The organism is Bilifractor sp. LCP21S3_F8, from assembly GCF_052117805.1.
In the GTDB taxonomy this organism is placed as follows: Bacteria; Bacillota; Clostridia; order Lachnospirales; family Lachnospiraceae; genus Bilifractor.
This window is the reverse complement of the sequence record NZ_JBQKIK010000010.1, coordinates 1-19,726: the sequence shown is the minus strand read 5'-3', so window position 1 is coordinate 19,726 and position 19,726 is coordinate 1. Positions and strand designations below refer to the sequence as shown.

Below are 19,726 nucleotides of genomic sequence, written 5' to 3'. Positions count from 1 at the left end.
GGAGGGCGTCAACTGCCCGTCACCGGAGTATCACTTTCCTTCGTGCAGGAAGCTGTTTTTTGTCAGGGGTATCAAAAGGGATCTCCACCTGCCGGGGAACCGGCGAAAACCCGCCTGTGTTTTTGGAACTGTCTGTGACGTCCTGCGCGGCAGGGTCTCTTTCCCAGCTCCACTGCACACCGTATTTTCTGTAGCGGTGCTGTTTGCATTTCCTCCAGCCTTTGATAGAGGTGTTCATGATTTCAGAGATGTCCCGCAGTTCAAACTCCCGGGGCTCGTCATACAGATGGTTAAAGGCTTCTGCATACAGAAGCCTGGTGCATACATACTTGCCGGTATAATCATCAAGGAAGCCCTGTATTACACCTTCACGGGTATCGTCCGGCATGAATTCCCTGATATACACCTGGAGCTTTCTTTCCATCTCCTTTGGCAGGGCAAGGCGGAATTTCCCGTGCCTGTAGATTTCCATAGCCTCAGCCCATACCTGGTCGATATAGACCCTGGAAGCGGCTTCATCCTCATTGATATCTGCTTCAGCCCTCTCTGCATTGCACTGGACCACCATAAAGCGTCTTGCGCCGGTCCGGTCAAAGGGCAGGAACTTTTTCTTGTTGGTGGTCCCGATAAATACGCACTGCCTCGGTCTGTCCTTGGGATGTGTTTCGTAGGGGACCTTGTAGGTCTCTTTCTGACGGCTGAGAAAGGACTTGATTTCCTCGGCTCTTCTCCTTTCTTATGCCGGATCTGTTGTTCCAGGCTTCTGCTGACAGTATCTGTCTGTTTGCCTCGAGCTGTTCACGGACGGAACGCTTTTCCTTCACTTTATGCTTCTCCTCCGGAGAGAGTTCCGGAAGAAGGTCCCGGACGAAATATCGGATATCCTTTAGCATCTTCAGATTGCGTTGTATATCGGCAAGCTCCTCGGTATACGAGGCGATATCTTTCTCCAGCTTTCTGGTTTCTCTGGCAAGTGCAGCAAAGCTGATCTTGTCATCTGTTACATTTTTGTGGAGAAAGCGGCTGGCGGATTCGTACCGGTTCAGGTCGTCAGCATGCTCTGCGCGGAACTTTTCTTTCCGGGTTTTCCATCCGATCTGCATATATTTGTCGTGGACTGCTCTGGTTTCACGGAGATCTTTCAAGGCTTTTCTGATATTGGAAATGGTCTGGATCCTCCGTTGTGCTGCTTTCACAGATCTGCGGATCGAGGTAATTTTCTCGTACGTTTCGGAGAGGCGTTCGTTTAAATCATTCACCGTACGGATTCCGTGATTGTCCATATATTCAAGGAAAAACATAACGTTTGAACAATCACGGAGGGCCCCGTTTGTCTGTGCGTGGTGGCTCCACAGGGCCCTTTCCTTCGCTCGAATATCCAGCTTTGCCTTTATCAGTTCCCGCAGATAAATCGGTTCAGGTTCCGCCTGTGCTTCTGCCTTTGCCTTCTCCTTTGCTTGTGCTGTCTTGCCGGCCTTCGCCTCCTGGGCAGCTTGATAAAACGCATAGATCCATTCTGCCAGCATCCGGATCATGTCACGGATGGACTGAAGCAGGCAGTTGGCTTCCCAGATCTCGCGGTTAAGATTTCCAACGTCTGTCTTGATGCCCTTCTTCTCCATGGCGGTTGCGGCCGGTCCCATATGTTCTGTCGGAATCTGATCGATTCCCTGATTTGCATAAGACTGCAGGCTTACCCGTGCCGGACATTTGTTTTTCTCCAGGTACCGGTTCTGGATCTTCTCCCAGCTGCCTCTCCAGATCTCTGCATTCTCTTTCCGGTTCCAGTCAACGGTATCGACCTTCCGGCTTTTCCATGCGCCGCTTTTCAGCCGGATCCTGTTTCCTTCTTTGTCCAGGATGTACTCCTTCCTGGATTTGGGAAGCCAGAGGCCATTCTCATCGATTCCCCGAAGCGTCAGCATGATGTGGACATGCGGATTGTGGCCGGGCGGGGACGGGTCATGGATGGCAATATCACAGCACATGCCGTTGTCCACAAAGTTTTTTCTGCAGAATTCCCTGACCATTTCAATCGACTGTTCCATAGGAAGCTCTCTTGGAAGTGCCGCAATAATGCTCCGCGCAAGCTGGGCATCAAACCTTGATTCCGATGCTTCAACGGAATTCCAGAGCCTGGAACGGTCAGCGTATTCCGGCGGGGCATTTGCCGGAAGCATGACTTCTGAGTAGACGAGCTCTGGTTTTTTGTAGGCATAGTTCTTGGCCTGGCCGTCGTATTCGCAGAACAGCCGCTGGGCACTCTGGTAGGCTGCGCCTGCTACGGCGGATCCCTTTGATCCGGTCTTCTTGTTGTAACGGGACCTGATAGAAATAGAAAAATGCGGGCAGGTCACCTCGCGGCATCATCTCTTTTCCTGCTGGACAAAGAGTTGCTGTCCGCTCGATTCTTTGATTCTGTTTTTGCATTTCGTGCTTTTCTGCATGCTGTAAGGACTGATTCTTTCCTGTCTGTCCATTTCGTCGGGTATTCACTGATCCGCATGATATTGTGGGATGTGTTCCCATCTGCGATGGTCCTGTTTATTTCAGCGTCCATGATGTCGCCATACAGATTAACGGTAAGATGTAATGGCTTTCCTTCTGCATTAGTGGCGGACACTTTGGCAATGCCTGTGATTTTGATGTCTGTCATTTTTCGCTGCTGGCAGTATTTGAGCAGCATCTGCTGCGCATGATTAATATTTTCTCTGTTCAATAAATTTCCTCCTCGGCTGAAAAAGACCAACGTTCTTATTGGAAAGAACCGTCGGTCTTATGTATAGGTTTGTGGTTATTCTGTTTTTAGCAGGCTGCAGGTTGGCAGATGTTTTTCGTTTATATGCTCTATGCGTATGTACAAGAGAGGGTAGCCGTCTGAAGACGGCGCAGGGGGAACATGGTTCCCACTGGATCAGCAGAGCAGGCACCATCTGCCGTACCGGATGTTCGGCCGGGTGGACGGCAGCGTGACCTGCTCTGCAGCATGGATCTGTCGGCGGCACCTGGACGGCATTTGACGCAATTGCAACCGCCAGGGTGTATAATTTCGCCCTCTTATCAGAGGGACTGTCCATAGCTCTTTTCTTCTGCGTCCTTTATCATCTGTCTTAGCAGTGCCTGTACATCATTTTTATGAAAGGCAAAGGAGAGAAGCTGCATAATCTGCTCGTCGGAGAGCATGTCCGGACGTTCAATAAACTTCTCCAGCATGCCGCCATGGCTGCAAAGCCGGTGTGTCCGTTCTCTGCGGTTCAGATGGCTGAGCTGTGCCTTTCTGATCTTGATTTCATTCTCGTAATATTTCTTCAGGTGTTTTGTCTGGTCTAATTCCTGCTGTAGCTGTTCGGGTGTTCTCTTGTTGTTTATCTTTATCACCTCCTGGGTAAATGAATGCTTTTCTGAATCAGCCCTGACTATCAGGCACAAAGATCGTGCGGAGACAGTTGCGATGGTTCTGTGTAACTGATGGTTTACGGTTACTGGATGTTTGCTGATTTTTCCTGTATTTATCTCCTGCCCCGGGAAGCGGCAGCATGACCGCGTGAGGGATTTTATCAGGCGGATGACTGCTGATCATCACCACGGGTCCAAGTGAATTTGTCCTGCCCGGGAATCTGCCCGGGTCCGAATGCCCTGCCAGCCGCAGGATTTTCTTGCCTGCTGCAGGCGGAAGTATCATTCCCGCGTCCTGTCATCGCCTGATCCGCGGAAGCAGTCCGCAGAGCTTTTCCCGTGATATTGTTCGCTCCCCGAATCGGATCATGGCGTACCAGAGAAAAACGGCTCGTACCTTTCAAAGCACAGACACAGAAATGAAGTACCTGATAAAAGATCTCTTCAGTTGTCAAGGTCCGGTGAAGAGATCTTTTAAAAACCCCTTCATAAGTACATGGACAGAAAGGGGTCATTTGGTGGGGTATTTTTGAAAAAAATAAATTTTTTCGCCGATTGTAAAATGAAGTTGGACACTTGAGTCACCTCCCGGGCTCTGCCCGGACCCGCCCCTCGCCGGGTAGGCAGGGAAGCAGTTTTCCTGCTTCCTGCGGATAAAGGGTACTCCGTGTCATTCCGTCAAGGGCTTTCGCGGCATAAATCCTCGCACCAGAAAACGGTGCTTCGGTTTATTCCACGATCCCCTGACTCCATTCCCGCTCCCAAGGCGGTGTGGCAGCAATAAAAATGTCCATAGCGGGCATTCTCTGGTAGAATGGTAGTTCTCACACAATCATTCAAAGGAGGAATGTCTGGTGTCAGGTTCCGATTAAATTTACATAAACGACTTTATATTCTTTTTTTAATCCGTTCCTGACACCTTTACTCAGAGATAAACTAAAACAAAAAGCAAGTGCAAATATTGAAACTTGCGCTTTTGAAAAATTATATGGTGCGGGTTTCACGGATTCAGGTTATATGAGAAGATTAAGCGTCATAAGGATCACATCCTTAACACGATCCGGCTTGGATTGAGCAATGCCAGGATTGAGGCAACCAACAATAAAATCAAATTGATTATCCGCAAAGCTTATGGGTTTCGCAATATACAGAATATAATGGATATCGTATATCTTGTATGCTCTGATATCGCCGTTCCACTTCAAAATCGAAAACCTACTATAGTGTCGGAAGCAGTGTAATTACTGGATAAAATGGCATTTCTCACCCACAGGGATGCCCGAAGAGCCTTTTTTTGCTATTGAAATAATGTAATTGATATGCTATGATAATATCAGTTAATATCAATTAATTGTTATATTTTTATGACAAAACGAGGCGGTTCCATTGTATTGAAAATCTTTTCTTTAAATTTTTCTCTCTAATTTATCATAGTACATCTTTGATCAGTGAACGGATATATAAAAGAATGTTATAGCACCACCTATTAACCATAATATCCGATTGTATTATCATCGCCTTGTCGGTTTATGACATTAAGAAAAAACAGTAATAAAAGATATTACTGAAGCTAATAATCATTAATGTCGGGCGTAATTGGTAAATACGGCGAATTTTTTAAGATCGGGGGGGGTTCCAATGTCAACTTTCTCTCATAATCATAGTGTATCAGGAAGCGATTCGACGGGTTATATATCAGCAACAGTAACTATTTATTATACAGAGAACAATGCATATGCTCCTTCAGAATATTTATTGACTCGTGTATCAGGGATCTGGAGGGATCCAAATCCTAATGATGGAACTTCTGTAAGCAATACTGCACATATAAAAGCCAATTGCTCTGGCGCTGGACATACAAATCAATGGAAAACGCAAATAAAAGAAGGCGATATAAAAAGTGGGACTTCTCTATATACTGGATTTAATAATTCTATATACTCAACAAATGGATCTTTAGGTGCCTACTTTTCTTTGAGATTATCACAGGGATCAAGTCGAAGCTGGACCTTAAATCTTCAATGCTTCGCTTTTTAACTCGTATGATTTATGCACAAAGGAGACATCTTCATGGATAAAAATAAAAAGGCCTCTCGCCATATCTCCATTTTGGGATTCACTCTATTGGCACAGGGAATGGTACTAATAGATCTGTTTTGTAGGGAGCCCCTTAATTTTTTAATAAGGTCAAATCCCACCTCAATTCTGCCGTTTCTTTTGTTGCTGTATACCGTTTTTCCGGGGCTTTTGACAGGTGTGTTTCTGTTTCTTGCAACAAGAAATAGAGGCGAGGATACAATGAAAAGAGAGTTCATGAGTGGTATTTTGGTGATCTCCATCAATATCATGATTTTAGGTGTGGGATATTGTACATTTAGTCTAGTGGAAATATATGTCCACCCTCTTATTTTTGTGATGCTTGGCTACGGAATAATTACTTTAATTTACGCAGGCAGACGGAGGCATCTAAACAGAACGGATGAACAGAATGGATTTAGGAGGTAGCAATTACATCTTAGTTTATTTTGCAAAAAAATGAACAGCATTGAAAGATTTTGAATGAATGTGAACTTCTCAAAAAATTTCCACTAAAAGTTATCCAAGCTGGGCTGACACCCTGTTACTGTTCAGACGTATGCCTGCACCACCAGGCCCCATAGCTTAGACTGATACCAGTCGTAGGCTATCGGGCCTTATCTTTTTATCCAAATGCTTCGGATACTCTGCTGAATACATTCGATCCGTCTTCCTGGCGCATCAATGCAAGCATGCTCATCTCTTTGAAAACATGTTATCTCTCTACTTACCCCATGTAACCGGTATTTTTTTAAAGAGAACTATATGAGAAGCGAACAGATTTTCAAATTATCAAAAAGATCAAAAATAATTGTTTGTATTGTTTTAACAATGTTGTTTGTTGTTTTATGCGGTAAGACTGTTTTTGCAAATAACTGCGAGGACAGGGATTATAGTGGATATACTGGATCTTATGGTTTTGCAACTCATACACGGGATAAAACAGACGCAACGTCTGCATACATTTATCACTATGGCCCTGTGGGGGTGAATGTTCAGGTGCGAAGTCAGGGCATTAACTATACTGCAAATGGGAGCTCTTATTATGTTGCCCCTGGAACCAGCAGATACTTGCCGAATTATGTTTATGAAAGTGGAAAACGAGATTGCTATCTATACATTACTTCAGTGCCGTCTGCTACTGTTTCAGGAAAATGGAGTCCTGATAGTGTCTGAGGATCAAGTATGAAACACAAACTGTTATCTGTTATTATCGCCGCCATTGCCATTATTTCAGGACTTCTGGTTTTCCGGTATTTTAATTTGAGCCGTCCTGTTTATAGCGGCAATGGAGCTGATGCAGACCCATATGCTGCAGAAAATCAAACATCCGTAAGTGTGTCGGTTGATGAAAACGATCAGAATAGTGATCAGGTATCCTCTTCAGGAGCCTCTGCGAGTGCTGAGAATCCGGATCAGAAATCCTCATCTGATGGGGAGATATCTTCCAGTACCGAGATATATACGGGAAAGGAAGGCCTGATTAATTATCTGCATGCAAGGGGAAGAAAGATCAATCCGAATAGTTGTGTAAGCGCAGGAGAAGATATAACTGTAAAGTTCGATTTTGCTGATACCATAGCAGTGAATACGGAAGAGGATTACTATAATGCTTATTCTGAACCCCTGACTTTTAATGTTAATCCCGCGTTTGAGGTCCAGAAAAAACTGCCGGACACACTTTCAGCAAATGCACGTGAAAAAATTGCAAATTATGGTATTGCAGAAGTAGATGATCAGGGAAATATCTTAAATGGATATTCATGTCTTATCGTCGATATCAGTGTGACCAATGATTCCAAGAAAGATTACGATGGCCTTCTCTGGGGGGATTTGTGGCTTAGAGTTGGAATGAGTTCGAATTACACAGGTGAAGTGATTGCAGTATCGGATGACAGAGGTTTTTCAAAATCATACTTTCAGGAAAGTATCCCTTCAGGAGAAACGATTGAAAAGAAGATTGTATTCCTTCCTCCGGATGAGTGTGTGAATAACCATCTGCTCTGGCTGGAAATTAATCCTTCCGGTACTGTGGGAGGCAGTCGTGATTTAAATGGCTATGTTGTTTTAAACTGAGTATTTATCATCAGTTCTGAACGAATGATAAGCGTGCTATATGAAAATGCCTTTATGAGAGAGGAGCGTGCAGGGTGTACCAGTCAGAAAGTTTATTTCTTATCGGTATAAAAAGAAGTATGAAGAACAGCGGGACCTGGGTAGGCCTTCTGACTGGCGCCTGCATTGCGTTGACGCAGATTTTCAGGGAGCAGGTCCCTGCATCTCTTGCGAATCATACGCTTTTTTATGAAAAATTGCGTTCTCTGCAGCCCAACACAGCATCGGTAAAGTGCATGATCGGAAGTGGCACTTCGGTAGAAGCGTTTTTGTTCTTTATGTTATTACCGATTATTGCTTCCATGCCCTATGCGATCACTTTTTTTGAGGATCTGCATGCAGGGTACCTCAAATCAATACTGGTCAGGGTTGACAGAAGAAAATATCTTCAAACCAAATTTTGCGGCAGTATCATAGCCGGGGCAATTATTACGATGCTGCCATTATTGATGAATTACCTGTTTTCACTTGTCCTGCTTCCAAATTTATTGCCGAGTTCAATATTTGGAAATGGCATCTCAATAACAACCCCGGGTTATCAGCTGTATTTCTCTCATCCGACCGTTTACTTATTGCTATTTATTCTGTTTGATGGATTGATTGGCGGATTTTATGCCGGAATAGCACTGCTGTGCTGTTTTCTTTCAGATTATCTGGTTGTAGTGATTATTATTCCGTTCTTTTTACAGCTGATCTGGCATATCCTTTGCAGTGTGACGGGTATGTATGATTTTTCACCAATTTATTTTTCCATGGCGGGGTATGGATCAACGGTACACCCTCTTTATGCCGGACTGGCCATAGCAGCGGCTCTTGTTTTGTTTTTTTTCATTTTCATAAAGAAGGGCATGAAAGAGGACGTACAGTAATTGTTCTGAGGATAGAAGTGAATGTCTGATATGGGAAAAAGCGATGCCTATAAACATAAGAAATGTTGCAGAGGCATTCTGGTCCTTGGACTGCCTGCCATCTGGATTCTGATCGCAATTTTGGGTGTTTTTCTTGTGTTTCGGAGGTTGTGTGATTTTTACCGGCTTGATATATGTTTTCTGGACCTTATGCGTAAATTCCAGGACAGTGTTTCCATGGGCATTGTTATCGTTCCTGCGGCTGCACTTGCCAACTGGGCGATTCATGTAAAGACATATCATGCGCAGTCCATTGTCCGTTTGAGAACAAGGAAAGAGATTTTTGATAATATGATGAAGTCCTCTGCCTTGTTTGCGGTCTACCTGGCTGTGGTCCAGATTGCAGGAACGTTTCTTATAGCGGGGATTTTTTCAATTCCGGCAAATAACTGGTTTTCGGATTCCAGCTTTTTTTATGCGGAGACATTTTCCGTAGTGCATATTGAAACCGGGTGGGTTTTCCTTTTTGCATGCTATTGTCTGTTCATGAAATACCTGCTGATTTTCATCCTGCAGGATATCTGTTCGTGGAACAGGCTTGGCAGTGTCTGGTGCATGCTTTTATTTATAGGTATCGGGGTGGTCGAATCCAGATGCCAGGTTCCTGTATTTTTTGACCTGATCAATATCCGGTATGGTTTTGTTAAGAATGCACAATGGTATCTTCTGACAGTGGCGTTATGCTCTATTGGTGCCTTTATCATGATACAGGCAGGAAGGTCTTTCTTTGAACACAGGGATTATTTCCAGAAATAGGAAAAAGCATATCAGGGTTGTAACGTGGACGAAGCATGAGCTGTGTCTGCTGCTGACAGCTTTCGGGCTTGTCCTGTTTGCTTTCCTTCTGTTCCAGACAAATCTTTCGAACATAGAACAGTACAGACAGAGCCGGATCGCCTGGTCGGCAGGAGACCTGATGCTGTTTTTCTTCAAGGGAAACCTGCCGCCATATCTTGTGCAGGACGGCCCGCCCTTTAATGTACCGATATTCTGGTTCGCATATTACCTTGGGTTTGTCCTGATTTTATGCCTTCGCTTATCGGAGGAATTCAGACTGGCTATGAAGGGCAGAATCATCCGGTATCCTTCCAGGCTGGCGTGGAGTGGAAGGATCATCTGCTGGATACTGCTGGATGCGTTTGTTTATGCGATAGCTGCAATACTGGCTTTATATCTGGCAGGCTGTGCCGGTTCGGGAAACGCCGGATTACAGGTCCATGAGGAAGTACAGGGTGCCCTGACACAGACAGATATTTCGCAGCAGATTTTCCGCAGCTGTTTTCCCGGGTTTTGCTGGATGCTTCTTATTTCTCTGATTGCAGCCGGCATGATCCAGTTCCTGGTTTCTGAAATTTCCGGATGCCTGTATGGTTTCATCAGTCTGGTTATCTTATTGGTCTTGACTGTTGCCTGGATGAATGACGTCCTTTTCCTGAACGCCACGATGTGGACACGTTTACAGCCAGGACTTGACGGACACGTGCGTCTGGGGATATCAGGTATTGCTGCTTCCGCAGCTGCCTTTCTGTCTATTGTAATTGCATATCAATACATTCAGAAAAAAGATTTTATCGTTCATGGATAAAAATAAAGGAGCACGTATGGGTTATCTTCAGGTGGAGCATGTTTCAAAAATGATTAAGGGTGTTGAAATCCTTCAGGATATCAGCTTTTCTCTGGACAAAGGCTGTATCTGCGGACTGCAGGGTAAAAATGGGTGCGGAAAATCCATGCTGCTTCGCGTTCTCTGCGGGCTGGTGCTTCCAAGTGAAGGCGAGGTGATCATAGACGGGAAAAAGCTGGACCGCAGACATTCATTTCCCGAAAGCTGCGGCGTATTAATTGAATCGCCCGGATTTCTGAATAACTACACGGTTATGGATAATCTGGAAAGCCTGGCTGAAATCCGCGGTGTCATAGGAAAGGACGAAATTGAAGCGGTTTTAAAGCGGGTGGGGATGTTTGACAACCGCAACAAGAAATTCAGACAATGCTCCCTCGGCATGAAGCAGAAGGTGGGAATCGCTGCCGCCATCATGGAAAAGCCGGACCTGATACTCCTGGATGAACCGACAAACGCACTGGACCAGAAAAGTACAGAGAATTTCTGGAGGCTGATACAGGAGGAGAAGGAGAGAGGCGCGCTGATTATTGTGGCATCGCATGATCTGGCTGACTTAGGAAATGCAGCTGATAAGGTCTACTGTATGGAGGAGGGAAGGATAACAGGTGAAAAATAAAGTAAAAGTATCCTTGATTCTCTCTGTTCTGGCTGCACTTACGGTCACCTTCGGAATTGGATATCGTAATGTAAACCGTGCACATGCAGAGACTGCGCTAAACAGTGTGCCTGAAGGGGAAGCGCTCTCCTTCAATGATTCCGTCACAATCAAAGTAGAAGATTCTGAATATATGCCGCAGAATTGGAAGAGTGACCAGATCAATCCGAATGGACAGGGAGATTATCGCGTCATACATGCGCACCTCTTATTTGCGAATATGGGAAGCAGCGAGGAGACAGTTGACCTGTCTGAATTTTACATGTCGACAACCGGGTATTCCCAAGGCGTATCGCTGGAATTCCTTTCATCAGGTGACAGTACTGGTACCTCTGGTATCAATATCACGATTCCCGTGGGGGGGAGAAGCAGAAAGTGATTTGTATTATGTTATCCATAGCATTTCGTTTACGGATGCGCAATGGAAATCTATAGAAAAGGAAAAATTCTGGATTTCCTGCAGTGAATACTATCCGGAAAGACAGAGACTGGAGCTGGATCTTTAATAAAGCAATCAAGGGAAAGCTATCGGCAACTTATGATTTATATCCTGGCATTGACCAGTCAGGATCCTGATGTTACTCTTGAATCATAAGGAGGAGTGTTCCTGTGGGAAAAAGACTGAACACACTGGGACAGACTCTTGTAACCGCTGGTTACAAAGCTAAACTGGATACTGCAATCAAGAAGATACTGGCTGAGAAGCCAGTGCTTGCATGGATTTTGCAGTATACCGTCTCAGAATTTGAAGGTCTTAACAGACAAGAAATAGAAGAACTGATTGAAAATCCCTCGGTTGCGTCAATCCCTGTGTATCCTGGCACAACTAATGATATGATTACAGGGATGCCTCAGGAGAGTGCGGAACTGGGCGAAAATACGGTCACTTATGATGTGAGGTTCTTCGCAAAATCTCCGAAAGGAAAGACTCCGGCGGAGTATACGTTGATCATCAATATTGAAGCACAGGGAACACCTTACCGTTCTTATTATCTTGAAACGCGGGGTATTGCGTACTGTTGCCGATTGATTTCTGAGCAAATGTGACGCAATGTCAAGAGAGATCATTATGAGAATTTACAGAAAGTTTATTCTATCTGGATTGTAATGAACTGTCCTCAGAAGTGGGCGAATACAATTACACAGTATGGGGTTACTGGTGAAAATCTATATGGCAGTTATGATGGAGATCCGAGAATAGACCTAATGCGTGTGGTCATGATCCGGCTGCCAAAGGATGATGAGCTGGAAAAGGCCGGAAATAAAGCCACGAAACTACATGAGATGCTGATTACGATCCTTTCCACTATAATACAGCCTGAAGAAAAGCTCATGCGAATGGAAAAAGATTTTAAGATTGAGATCACCGAAGAAATTGTGCAGGAGGTGAATGATATGTGTAATTATAGTGATGTGATTGAGAATAAGGGCGCTGAAAGAGGTTATGACAAGGCGCAGGTGGAAAAGCCGCAAATCCTTAAAGAATGGGGGTTTGCGGCTTTTTCCTTTACAAACTTTTGAGAAAGAGATTTGCGATAAAAGGGATTTGTTATAAAATGTATGTGACTATTCTGCACCGCAATCAAAAGAGCGCACAGGTGGTATTTTTCCGCTTGAGATGATGACGTACGGAAAGTTACAAAGTACTTGCTGTGAAAGGATTTGCAGATGAGTGAGATTCATACAAACAATGAAGAATTGAAAACGGTCGTTTCCGACGCGGTGGATGAGTCAGTTGCGCGTGCCTTTAAGAGATACGGCGGCCCAGGCAGAAGAAGGGGAATCGGGGTCAGGGGAGTTCTGTTTCTGATCGTCCTGGTCCTGGCATGTGTCTTTGGGGTGAAGGTGTATTCATCCTGGCGGGTAAACCATGAACAGGTGAAGCCTGTAGAGGATCACGATCTTACGCTGGAAAACCATGGTATTTTCGGGTTTAAGGCTGTTGATTTCGAAAAACCGATTCTCGGCCTTGCAAAGAAGAAACAGCTCCTGATTGTGGAAGAGAGGGACGCTTCCGTGAATACAACGATTACGAATACTGGATTCATGAACTGGGCTATTTTCAATAAGTCGCAGATTCTGACGATTCATGGAACCGGAGAGTATACCATTGACCTGACCGATATCACGGCGAAGGACATCTCGCTTGATGAGGAAAAATATCAGATCACAATTAAGATTCCAAGAGCTGAATTACATTCGGTTGTCTTTGACCCGGAGAAGACAGAGGTCGGCGATACCAGCAGAGGCTGGCTGGCATTCGGCGACATCAAAATGAATGCAGAGGAAAGCAAGAGCTTTGAGACAGAGGCAGTTGAAAAACTCAGAGATAGTCTGAGTACAGAGGATGCCATGAAACAGGCGGATTCCTTTGCAAAAATGCAGGCATATGAAACATATGAACCAGTAGTGGAAGAAATATCGCCTGCTTATAAGGTTAAAATTGATTTTCAGGATGAGGATACAGAGAACGCTGTTTCCGCGGCGGGCTCTTCTGTGAGCACTTCTTAATTATGTGGACAGGAGGATCTGAAAAATGGGCTTTTTGTTTGTCGCACTGGGAGGCGCGCTTGGTGCTGTCGGAAGGTATGCGATCAGTCTGATTCCGGTGAAGACAGATTTTCCGGTATTGACGCTTCTTACGAATATCGCCGGCGCCGTTCTGATCGGCTTTGTGGTCGGTGTAGCTTCCGGAAAAGAGGGCGTATCGCAAAATGCGGTACTGTTCTGGAAGACAGGAGTGTGCGGGGGATTCACCACTTTCTCAACTTTTTCGCTGGAGGCGTTCCGGCTGCTGGAGAAAAGGGCGTACTTTGCAGGAGGAACTTATATCGTGCTGAGTGTTGCCTGCTGCCTGTTCGGCATTTATTGCGGAAGGAAGCTCGCTCTGATGATATAATGTGTACAAGCCAGGCTGCAGGTCTCCTGGACCGTGGGAAGGTCACACATTGGGATTCTGGATATCGGAGAGTCCGAATGGTGGAGAGTCCGGGAATTGGAGAACCTGGCAATTGGAGAATCGTTTACAATCATATTATGGATAAAGGTTGCTTTTATGGCGGAAGAAAAAAGAAGAAAACGGAATTCCTTCCTGGAGTCTTTTCGGGAGCGAAGAACAGAGAAGTGTATTGCGGAACAGATGAATGGTGCGATGGAAAACGATCTGGACCGGATCAACTGCTGTGACTACAGCGGTATGAATTTCAGAAATGTTAAGGAATATCTGCGCCGGTATCACCTGGAGACGTTTCCCGAAAGAACGGAAGAGAGAGCCGTATCTTCGGAGATGACGGCGGATCAGGAGAGAGAGAGGGAAGACAGGAACGGGCTTCTAAGGACATCTCCCGTTTCACAGGAGGGTAAAATCTGCTTTGATGAGGAGGTCATGGAGCGGATTCACCCCGGTTATGAGACGGAGTACCGGAAGATGCTGGAGCAGGAGAAGGAAGGGGATCAGGATCGCCTGAGACTGGAGCTTTTCCTTGCGGATCTCGTGAAAAATGCCACGGAGACACAGTACCATGATATCAAGATGAAGACAGATGCTCTTCGTGCGGAGGCAGTACGCACGTATCCAAAGAACAGGAAAACGGAGATCAGTTTCACAGTTCCTCTTAATAATGCGGATATTACGGCGGAGGAGATCCGTGAGATTGACGGCCAGTGTCAGAAGTACCGCTACAGTTTGTATTATCTCTCCCGGAGAATTGGAGATCTCGGTTCCGGGCGGTATGTGGAGGCAGAGCTGATGCCGGAAGGCACGGCTCTTCTGAAGTGTCAGTATGGCATGCTGAAGAACCTCTGCGATATGGATCAGATCCGTACGACGCTGGTCGCCTATAGTGCGCAGACCGGTGAAGAATACAAGATTCCGTGTATATACCGGTACGCGGAGTATAATTTCTCAGACGTCAACGTGGTGAGGCTCGGCGTGAAGTGCGTGAGCCGGGTGGACGTCGGGAAGTAAGAAAAGCGCTTTTTCAGAGCAGGAAAACTTTTTTTCAGAGCCATGCGGCGAAGCAGCGCATTACGAGCAGTACTTCTTCAGAACAACTCATTTTTTCAGAGCCATGCGGCAAAGCAGTGTCTCAGGATCTTCTCCAATTCTGTGGCTGAGATGCCAAAGACAATTGCTGCATTGTCAACGTATAGTGACGGGTTCTCATCTTCTTTTTCCTGCATATCGCCGGCTTCGGTGATCGAAATCGTGCAGGTTCTGCATTCTTGTCTGAGAAATGCTTTGATGTGCCCGATAAGTCCGCCAGAGGATTCTACATCCCTGGCGGTTTTCTGCATGGCTTCTGCAAGCTTCTTCTTTGCCGCTTCATATTCTCCGGGGATTTTGCACTTGACCGTGCCGATTACAGCATTGTCCAGAATATCTACATCGACCAGGGGAAGTGAAGGGTCACTCTTTTGATCGTGATGGTGATGATCCCAATGGTGAGGATCCATACAGCGCTGATTCGGATTTTGCTGATCCGAATGATGAGGGTCCGGATGATTTTGTTCCTGCCGGTACGGCTGGTTTCCGGCTTTCGTCAGGCAGCGATCGTTATCTGGAATGTTATCGATTTCCGTCACTGGATCTTCTGTATTTACGTTTCTGTCATTTTTCGGCATAAAATCACCCCTTTTCCAGGCACAGAGCTGTGATCTTCGTCCACAGCTCATCGGGCTGTTTTTTTATGGCACTGATCGGGAAGACGCGGGCACTGGAGTTATAGCGGCTGACGTCGGCAATGACTTCTCTTTGCTCATTTTCATTGACCTTATCGATCTTGTTGGCGAGTATGACAGATGCATCCTTCAGCTGGCTGGTGACAAAGTCAGGCATGGCACATTTCACTTTGTGCCATCTTTTACAGTCGACAAGCGCAACGATTCCCGTATCCCAGCTGCCGGCATCTCTGAGGGTGCGGCGGACGCTGTCGGGATATGCCATCCCAGTTGATTCGATCAGGAGATATTCCGGCGAGTAGTTTCGTTCGATTTCCCGGACGGATTGCTCCAGCTGCGCAGAGCTGGTACAGCAGATGCATCCTGAGAAGATATTTTTTACGAGAAAATGATTGCGTGACAAAAGCTGATTGTCAACGCCGGCTTCACTGATCTCATTCTCAAGGATGACGACAGGATTGCCGTTCTGCGTGCTGTGTGAGATCAAGCTGCGCGCGTATTGAAGCAGGACGGTGGTTTTCCCGGCCCCGAGAAAGCCGCCGAGGATTATGATTTTCATCTATAAAAGCCTTTCGTTTGCTGTGGGCAGAAACCCACTGCCCTTAGATTAGTTTGTGGGTAAGTGACATCTGTAACTGCTGTCTGATCAAGAATTTCAAGGATTCTTATGGAATGCCGGAATTGATATATTTTGCCTGCGTTTGATTTAAGGCCTGGCTGATCGGGAACTTCTAATGAAATTCCGGCCGTGATGCACTTTGCTTATGTCAGGCTGTTGCATCTGGTCATCCGGTATGGCATGAATTCGTCAAACAGAATGCCGAAGTTCTGGCCGAGAGCTTTCGGATCATGATTCAGGAAGAAACCGAACAGGGCGAAAGCTTTATGGTATTTTCCGTATTCGTCAACGACACGTCTGGCCTCGGCGCGAATCATTTCCGGGGTCGCGCCTTCACCGGCGACTGCGCCGTTTGTGTCCATACCGCCTGCAAAGGAGATTTGGTCTCCATATTGCCGGATCAGATTCTGAATGTCGTTGCAGGGCTGTACAGATACCCAGCAGTCCACGCCGATATCAATCATATCCTCGATAACAGATTCAGCATGACCGCAGGTATGCTGCATGGTGTAGCATCCTTTTTCATGAATATGCTGCATTACCTTCTTGTGGAAGGGTTTGATCAGTTCCCGGTAAGTAGCAGGCGACATAAACAGGTTTCGCTGTGTTGCGATGTCGTCATAGTAATTGATGATGTCCGGATGATAATACTTGACGATATAATCGATGTATTCGCACTGATAATCGGAGACTTTGTCAAAAAATTCCATACAGGCTTCAGGCTCCATGGCAAGGGAGATCAGTGCCTCTTCAAAACCCATCAGAGCGGCGAGCCGCTCGTATACACCGTTTCCTACGCCGAACTCAACGAGCACATTGTCACGGTTTATTCCGGAGAGGTCTTTTCTAGCCTCATCTTCCCAGTCGTAATTGTCCAGATCCGGGAATTTCACCTTTTTCCATTCGGTAATGTCATCGAGAATGAATTCACCGGGAGCGGGGATGGCTGCATTATTGCCCGAGTCAGGGGTGACCCAGCGGACACCGAATCCGTCGTAGCCACCGCCCTCTGGGCCTTTTTCAAACCAGGGACCGTTTTTTGCTCCGAATCCGAAGATTGCCCCGTCTGTAAGGGTGCAGGGTGTGTATTCCACCGGCTTGTGCAGGAAAATCTGTCTGTAGTTCTCTTTTGGTGATAACATGTGTAGGTTCCTCCTTTTTTTACGTTCTCAGAATTTTCCGGAGTGTTCTTGTTTTCAGCATCATGGCAGATCTGTACGGTGTTGGATTGCGCGAGTGCAAGGCACGGAGCGATCGGCAACTGATACAGTGTATAGCGTGATGCATCGTATAGGTTTTATTGTATGCATTGAGGGAGCAGTTGAATATGGGCTAAAAACACATAAATATGCTATAATAAGCACAGATACCTGTTATATGATCACAAGATGTCTGACAGATGAGACGGGTGTCAGGACCGAAGGCGGGGGAAGTGTGACGAGAGAGGCGGCAGTTTTTCTGGACAGGTGAGACGGGTGTCAGGGCCGAGAACGGAGGAAATATTCGAGATGTATCTTAGCATGTGGATCATTCGGGACAATCTGAAGGAATATGCAATCGACAGCCATATTTCAGGCGGTGAGATGAGTATCCGTAATGTTTCGCTTTTGTTCAGGGGCGACAATGTCAGCCCGCACACGGTCTATATCTGCCCTTCCGAGGATTTTATCCCGACCATGAAGAACAGGGTGATCTGTGTCAACAGAAATGATTATCTGGTTGTAGATTGCGGGAGTATGGAGGAAATCTACGAAAAGGTGCAGTACACCATCGACAGGTATCTGGAGTGGGATCTTCATGTGAGGGATCTGATTGATGCTCACTGTTCGCTGCAGGATATTACGCAGGAGGCGGCGAATATTTTTCAGGAAATGGTAGTTGTGATGAACAGCGGATTTATCCTGAAAAGTATTGCGGGAAGGCAGTACATCGAAAAAACAGTTCCGGCTGAGTATGCTGACCAGCTGCGGATAGAGGAAGGAATGCCTCTGGATCATGTAGTCCCTGTGGTAAAAAGCCTGCAGTCCAATCTCACGAATCGAAACTCGTATTATTTTCAGGAACCAATACTGAAAAAGAATTCTCTTGTTCAGAATATTTTTATCAACGGCTTTTTCTGGGGCTTCAGCTTTGTGACACTTGGCCGGACGGAAGGCGGAGAGGCGGCACGGCAGGTTTTCCATGTATTTAATGCTCAGATTCTGCGTTGGTGGGATCGAAATGGAATCGTCCTGGAGGCTCCGGAGCAGAATGCGGTCTTTCTGAGGCTGCTGCGGCAGGATCCGGTGATGAAAAGCGATACGGTGTATCAGTTCTTCCGGAGAATCGGCTGGAAGGATGAGGACAGTAAACGGGTCCTCCGGTTTCAGGTGAGTGCTGGAAGTGAACTGGTGTATGAGAGGCTGATTCATCAGATTTCACAGCTTTATTCCGATTGCTATGTGCTCCAGGTCGATAAAGGCCTGATGATGGTCGTAAATGCGACGCATCTGCAGTTCTCCCGCTTTCTGCAGGACCTGACCCGGTATCTGAAACCGGTTGACCTGTATATGGGAATCAGTTATCCGTTTCAGGATGTGATGAAGCTTCGACAGTATTTTGAACAGGCAGATATCGCGATGCGTTACGGGGAGCGGAACGGGCGGCGTGTCATGTTTTGCCGGGAGTGTGTCGTTTACTATCTGCAGAATATTTTGCGAAAAAATGTGTCCATTGATCTGGAACATCCGGTTCTGAAGCAGCTCCGTTCTGCAGATCGGAGAAATCATACGGAGTATTTTCATACACTGCAGGTATACCTGCAGGAGGAGAGAAGCCTTGTCAGGGCTTCGGAGCGCCTTCATATTCACAAGAATACCCTGCTGTACCGGATTAGAAGAATTGAAGACAAATACAAGGTAGACCTTAATGACACGCAGGAGAGAATGGCAATTATGGTGTCGTTTCTTATGTACCCGGATCAGGAGGCAGATACGTAGGCAGAACGGGGGAAAAGTGCTTTCGGGTTTTAAGGCGGCAGAGCAGTTTTTTTCAGGTGGCAGCACACCCGGTTTTGCGTTAAAATGTTGTCAGACAGTAACGACTATACGATAAGTCGTGCTACAAACTGTATAAGCTACGGATTGCTCCGTGCTTCGCACTCCCGCAATCCACAGGTGACCGACTTCGTCGGTCTGTCGCGGCGTTCGCCCCACCGCTTCACACTTTGTGTGAGCGGATGCGGCTCACTGCCCGCGCATATTCGCACTTCCGTGCCGCTTGCGCGTCACTTCGTGCTCATACCTGTTGCCTTCGAAATCGCATACAGTCTCTTACACACGCTTCGCGCGTGACGATCCTGTTTGCGTTTTCGAAGAGCTTATACAGTAAACGGCCATACGATAAGTCGTGCCACACACTGTATAAGTCCCCGCGTCACTTCGCTGCTTCGCAGCTTCCGTGCCGCTAACAGGTATTCGCATTCCCGCGTTGCTTTGCAACGCTCCATGCTCATACCTGTTGTCGTCGCTAATGTTCTTGCCCACTGGTGAGCAAGCTCCCCATGGGCCAAGAACATTGCGACTGGACTTATACAGTAAACCCCCATGCCCCGCAGGCGGAGCACCACAATAGATATAGCCTGTATTCTGAAAACCCATTATACTACCTCCTTA

Annotated in this window: 23 protein-coding genes and 1 pseudogene; 16 read left to right on the top strand and 8 right to left on the bottom strand. The window is 46.3% G+C overall.

What is annotated here, in order from left to right; all coding sequences use genetic code 11:
- Nucleotides 1-19: 19 nt before the first annotated feature.
- From ACTQ3A_RS06540 to ACTQ3A_RS06520, 5 genes and pseudogenes are all read right to left on the bottom strand, one after another.
- On the bottom strand, nt 20-715 hold the full coding sequence (locus ACTQ3A_RS06540; RefSeq protein WP_441101363.1) for a VapE domain-containing protein: 696 nt from the start codon (nt 713-715) through the stop codon (nt 20-22).
- Between the two features lie 907 nt (nt 716-1,622).
- Nucleotides 1,623-2,357, bottom strand: a pseudogene (mobQ, locus tag ACTQ3A_RS06535) (MobQ family relaxase); the annotation flags it as partial.
- The gene (locus ACTQ3A_RS06530) at nt 2,354-2,719 is read right to left on the bottom strand and encodes a hypothetical protein (protein ID WP_279199009.1); all 366 of its coding nucleotides are present in this window, start codon (nt 2,717-2,719) and stop codon (nt 2,354-2,356) included. The gene ACTQ3A_RS06530 and the pseudogene mobQ, both read right to left, overlap by 4 nt.
- Nucleotides 2,720-3,060: 341 nt before the next feature.
- Complete coding sequence (locus ACTQ3A_RS06525) at nt 3,061-3,378, bottom strand: DUF3847 domain-containing protein (RefSeq protein WP_279199010.1); 318 nt, start codon at nt 3,376-3,378, stop codon at nt 3,061-3,063.
- 179 nt (nt 3,379-3,557) lie between these two features.
- Complete coding sequence (locus ACTQ3A_RS06520) at nt 3,558-3,800, bottom strand: hypothetical protein (RefSeq protein ID WP_441495270.1); 243 nt, start codon at nt 3,798-3,800, stop codon at nt 3,558-3,560.
- 579 nt (nt 3,801-4,379) lie between these two features.
- On the opposite strand from ACTQ3A_RS06520, the gene ACTQ3A_RS06515 reads away from it, so the two are divergent.
- The 15 genes from ACTQ3A_RS06515 to ACTQ3A_RS06445 all read left to right on the top strand — a co-directional run bounded on the left by ACTQ3A_RS06515 (nt 4,380) and on the right by ACTQ3A_RS06445 (nt 14,741).
- Nucleotides 4,380-4,637 carry a transposase gene (locus ACTQ3A_RS06515; protein WP_441101362.1) on the top strand — a complete coding sequence of 86 codons (258 nt, stop codon included), beginning with the start codon at nt 4,380-4,382 and terminating at the stop codon, nt 4,635-4,637.
- A gap of 397 nt (nt 4,638-5,034) precedes the next feature.
- Nucleotides 5,035-5,433: a hypothetical protein gene (locus ACTQ3A_RS06510; RefSeq protein ID WP_441101347.1), complete on the top strand. Its 399-nt coding sequence runs from the start codon at nt 5,035-5,037 to the stop codon at nt 5,431-5,433.
- 33 nt (nt 5,434-5,466) lie between these two features.
- On the top strand, nt 5,467-5,901 hold the full coding sequence (locus tag ACTQ3A_RS06505) for a hypothetical protein (RefSeq protein ID WP_279199012.1): 435 nt from the start codon (nt 5,467-5,469) through the stop codon (nt 5,899-5,901).
- Nucleotides 5,902-6,237: 336 nt separating this feature from the next.
- Nucleotides 6,238-6,648, top strand: a complete 411-nt coding sequence (locus ACTQ3A_RS06500; protein ID WP_441101255.1) for a DUF2712 domain-containing protein — start codon at nt 6,238-6,240, stop codon at nt 6,646-6,648.
- Between the two features lie 9 nt (nt 6,649-6,657).
- Nucleotides 6,658-7,548, top strand: coding sequence for a hypothetical protein (locus ACTQ3A_RS06495; protein WP_279199013.1), 891 nt, complete (start codon nt 6,658-6,660; stop codon nt 7,546-7,548).
- Nucleotides 7,549-7,667: 119 nt separating this feature from the next.
- Nucleotides 7,668-8,456, top strand: a complete 789-nt coding sequence (locus ACTQ3A_RS06490; protein ID WP_441495269.1) for a hypothetical protein — start codon at nt 7,668-7,670, stop codon at nt 8,454-8,456.
- A 189-nt stretch (nt 8,457-8,645) separates the two neighbouring features.
- The gene (locus tag ACTQ3A_RS06485) at nt 8,646-9,251 is read left to right on the top strand and encodes a hypothetical protein (RefSeq protein WP_441495268.1); all 606 of its coding nucleotides are present in this window, start codon (nt 8,646-8,648) and stop codon (nt 9,249-9,251) included.
- Nucleotides 9,223-10,080 (top strand): hypothetical protein, encoded by an 858-nt coding sequence (locus ACTQ3A_RS06480; protein ID WP_441101253.1) that lies wholly within the window; start codon nt 9,223-9,225, stop codon nt 10,078-10,080. The genes ACTQ3A_RS06485 and ACTQ3A_RS06480 overlap by 29 nt, the downstream gene beginning before the upstream one ends.
- Nucleotides 10,073-10,735, top strand: a complete 663-nt coding sequence (locus ACTQ3A_RS06475; RefSeq protein WP_279199017.1) for an ABC transporter ATP-binding protein — start codon at nt 10,073-10,075, stop codon at nt 10,733-10,735. The genes ACTQ3A_RS06480 and ACTQ3A_RS06475 overlap by 8 nt, the downstream gene beginning before the upstream one ends.
- Complete coding sequence (locus tag ACTQ3A_RS06470) at nt 10,725-11,153, top strand: hypothetical protein (RefSeq protein WP_441494448.1); 429 nt, start codon at nt 10,725-10,727, stop codon at nt 11,151-11,153. The genes ACTQ3A_RS06475 and ACTQ3A_RS06470 overlap by 11 nt, the downstream gene beginning before the upstream one ends.
- A 230-nt stretch (nt 11,154-11,383) precedes the next feature.
- On the top strand, nt 11,384-11,821 hold the full coding sequence (locus ACTQ3A_RS06465) for a hypothetical protein (RefSeq protein ID WP_441101251.1): 438 nt from the start codon (nt 11,384-11,386) through the stop codon (nt 11,819-11,821).
- Nucleotides 11,822-11,881: 60 nt separating this feature from the next.
- Complete coding sequence (locus ACTQ3A_RS06460) at nt 11,882-12,295, top strand: hypothetical protein (RefSeq protein ID WP_441101250.1); 414 nt, start codon at nt 11,882-11,884, stop codon at nt 12,293-12,295.
- A 147-nt stretch (nt 12,296-12,442) separates the two neighbouring features.
- Entirely contained in the window at nt 12,443-13,285 is an 843-nt protein-coding gene (locus ACTQ3A_RS06455; RefSeq protein WP_441101249.1) for a DUF4230 domain-containing protein, read from the top strand.
- 25 nt (nt 13,286-13,310) lie between these two features.
- Nucleotides 13,311-13,673: a fluoride efflux transporter CrcB gene (crcB, locus tag ACTQ3A_RS06450; RefSeq protein ID WP_441101248.1), complete on the top strand. Its 363-nt coding sequence runs from the start codon at nt 13,311-13,313 to the stop codon at nt 13,671-13,673.
- Nucleotides 13,674-13,829: 156 nt separating this feature from the next.
- The gene (locus tag ACTQ3A_RS06445; RefSeq protein ID WP_441494447.1) at nt 13,830-14,741 is read left to right on the top strand and encodes a hypothetical protein; all 912 of its coding nucleotides are present in this window, start codon (nt 13,830-13,832) and stop codon (nt 14,739-14,741) included.
- Between the two features lie 95 nt (nt 14,742-14,836).
- Here ACTQ3A_RS06445 and ACTQ3A_RS06440 read toward each other — a convergent pair whose 3' ends face one another.
- The 3 genes from ACTQ3A_RS06440 to ACTQ3A_RS06430 all read right to left on the bottom strand — a co-directional run bounded on the left by ACTQ3A_RS06440 (nt 14,837) and on the right by ACTQ3A_RS06430 (nt 17,215).
- On the bottom strand, nt 14,837-15,397 hold the full coding sequence (locus ACTQ3A_RS06440; RefSeq protein WP_441101246.1) for a hypothetical protein: 561 nt from the start codon (nt 15,395-15,397) through the stop codon (nt 14,837-14,839).
- Nucleotides 15,398-15,401: 4 nt separating this feature from the next.
- Nucleotides 15,402-16,013, bottom strand: coding sequence for a GTP-binding protein (locus ACTQ3A_RS06435; RefSeq protein ID WP_441101245.1), 612 nt, complete (start codon nt 16,011-16,013; stop codon nt 15,402-15,404).
- 203 nt (nt 16,014-16,216) lie between these two features.
- Nucleotides 16,217-17,215 carry a uroporphyrinogen decarboxylase family protein gene (locus ACTQ3A_RS06430; protein WP_441101244.1) on the bottom strand — a complete coding sequence of 333 codons (999 nt, stop codon included), beginning with the start codon at nt 17,213-17,215 and terminating at the stop codon, nt 16,217-16,219.
- A 366-nt stretch (nt 17,216-17,581) separates the two neighbouring features.
- Here ACTQ3A_RS06430 and ACTQ3A_RS06425 point away from each other — a divergent pair, with 366 nt between their 5' ends.
- Nucleotides 17,582-19,051 carry a PucR family transcriptional regulator gene (locus ACTQ3A_RS06425; RefSeq protein WP_441101243.1) on the top strand — a complete coding sequence of 490 codons (1,470 nt, stop codon included), beginning with the start codon at nt 17,582-17,584 and terminating at the stop codon, nt 19,049-19,051.
- Nucleotides 19,052-19,726 lie beyond the last annotated feature (675 nt).

What these genes read in the sequence shown, in the direction of transcription:
- ACTQ3A_RS06510 (WP_441101347.1), top strand. Translation starts at nt 5,035, where the DNA reads ATGTCAACTTTCTCTCATAATCATAGTGTATCAGGAAGCGATTCGACG.
- ACTQ3A_RS06505 (WP_279199012.1), top strand. Translation starts at nt 5,467, where the DNA reads ATGGATAAAAATAAAAAGGCCTCTCGCCATATCTCCATTTTGGGATTC.
- ACTQ3A_RS06500 (WP_441101255.1), top strand. Translation starts at nt 6,238, where the DNA reads ATGAGAAGCGAACAGATTTTCAAATTATCAAAAAGATCAAAAATAATT.
- ACTQ3A_RS06495 (WP_279199013.1), top strand. Translation starts at nt 6,658, where the DNA reads ATGAAACACAAACTGTTATCTGTTATTATCGCCGCCATTGCCATTATT.
- ACTQ3A_RS06490 (WP_441495269.1), top strand. Translation starts at nt 7,668, where the DNA reads ATGAAGAACAGCGGGACCTGGGTAGGCCTTCTGACTGGCGCCTGCATT.
- ACTQ3A_RS06485 (WP_441495268.1), top strand. Translation starts at nt 8,646, where the DNA reads ATGCGTAAATTCCAGGACAGTGTTTCCATGGGCATTGTTATCGTTCCT.
- ACTQ3A_RS06475 (WP_279199017.1), top strand. Translation starts at nt 10,073, where the DNA reads ATGGATAAAAATAAAGGAGCACGTATGGGTTATCTTCAGGTGGAGCAT.
- ACTQ3A_RS06460 (WP_441101250.1), top strand. Translation starts at nt 11,882, where the DNA reads ATGAACTGTCCTCAGAAGTGGGCGAATACAATTACACAGTATGGGGTT.
- ACTQ3A_RS06455 (WP_441101249.1), top strand. Translation starts at nt 12,443, where the DNA reads ATGAGTGAGATTCATACAAACAATGAAGAATTGAAAACGGTCGTTTCC.
- crcB (WP_441101248.1), top strand. Translation starts at nt 13,311, where the DNA reads ATGGGCTTTTTGTTTGTCGCACTGGGAGGCGCGCTTGGTGCTGTCGGA.
- ACTQ3A_RS06445 (WP_441494447.1), top strand. Translation starts at nt 13,830, where the DNA reads ATGGCGGAAGAAAAAAGAAGAAAACGGAATTCCTTCCTGGAGTCTTTT.
- ACTQ3A_RS06440 (WP_441101246.1), bottom strand. Translation starts at nt 15,397, where the DNA reads ATGCCGAAAAATGACAGAAACGTAAATACAGAAGATCCAGTGACGGAA.
- ACTQ3A_RS06435 (WP_441101245.1), bottom strand. Translation starts at nt 16,013, where the DNA reads ATGAAAATCATAATCCTCGGCGGCTTTCTCGGGGCCGGGAAAACCACC.
- ACTQ3A_RS06430 (WP_441101244.1), bottom strand. Translation starts at nt 17,215, where the DNA reads ATGTTATCACCAAAAGAGAACTACAGACAGATTTTCCTGCACAAGCCG.
- ACTQ3A_RS06425 (WP_441101243.1), top strand. Translation starts at nt 17,582, where the DNA reads ATGTATCTTAGCATGTGGATCATTCGGGACAATCTGAAGGAATATGCA.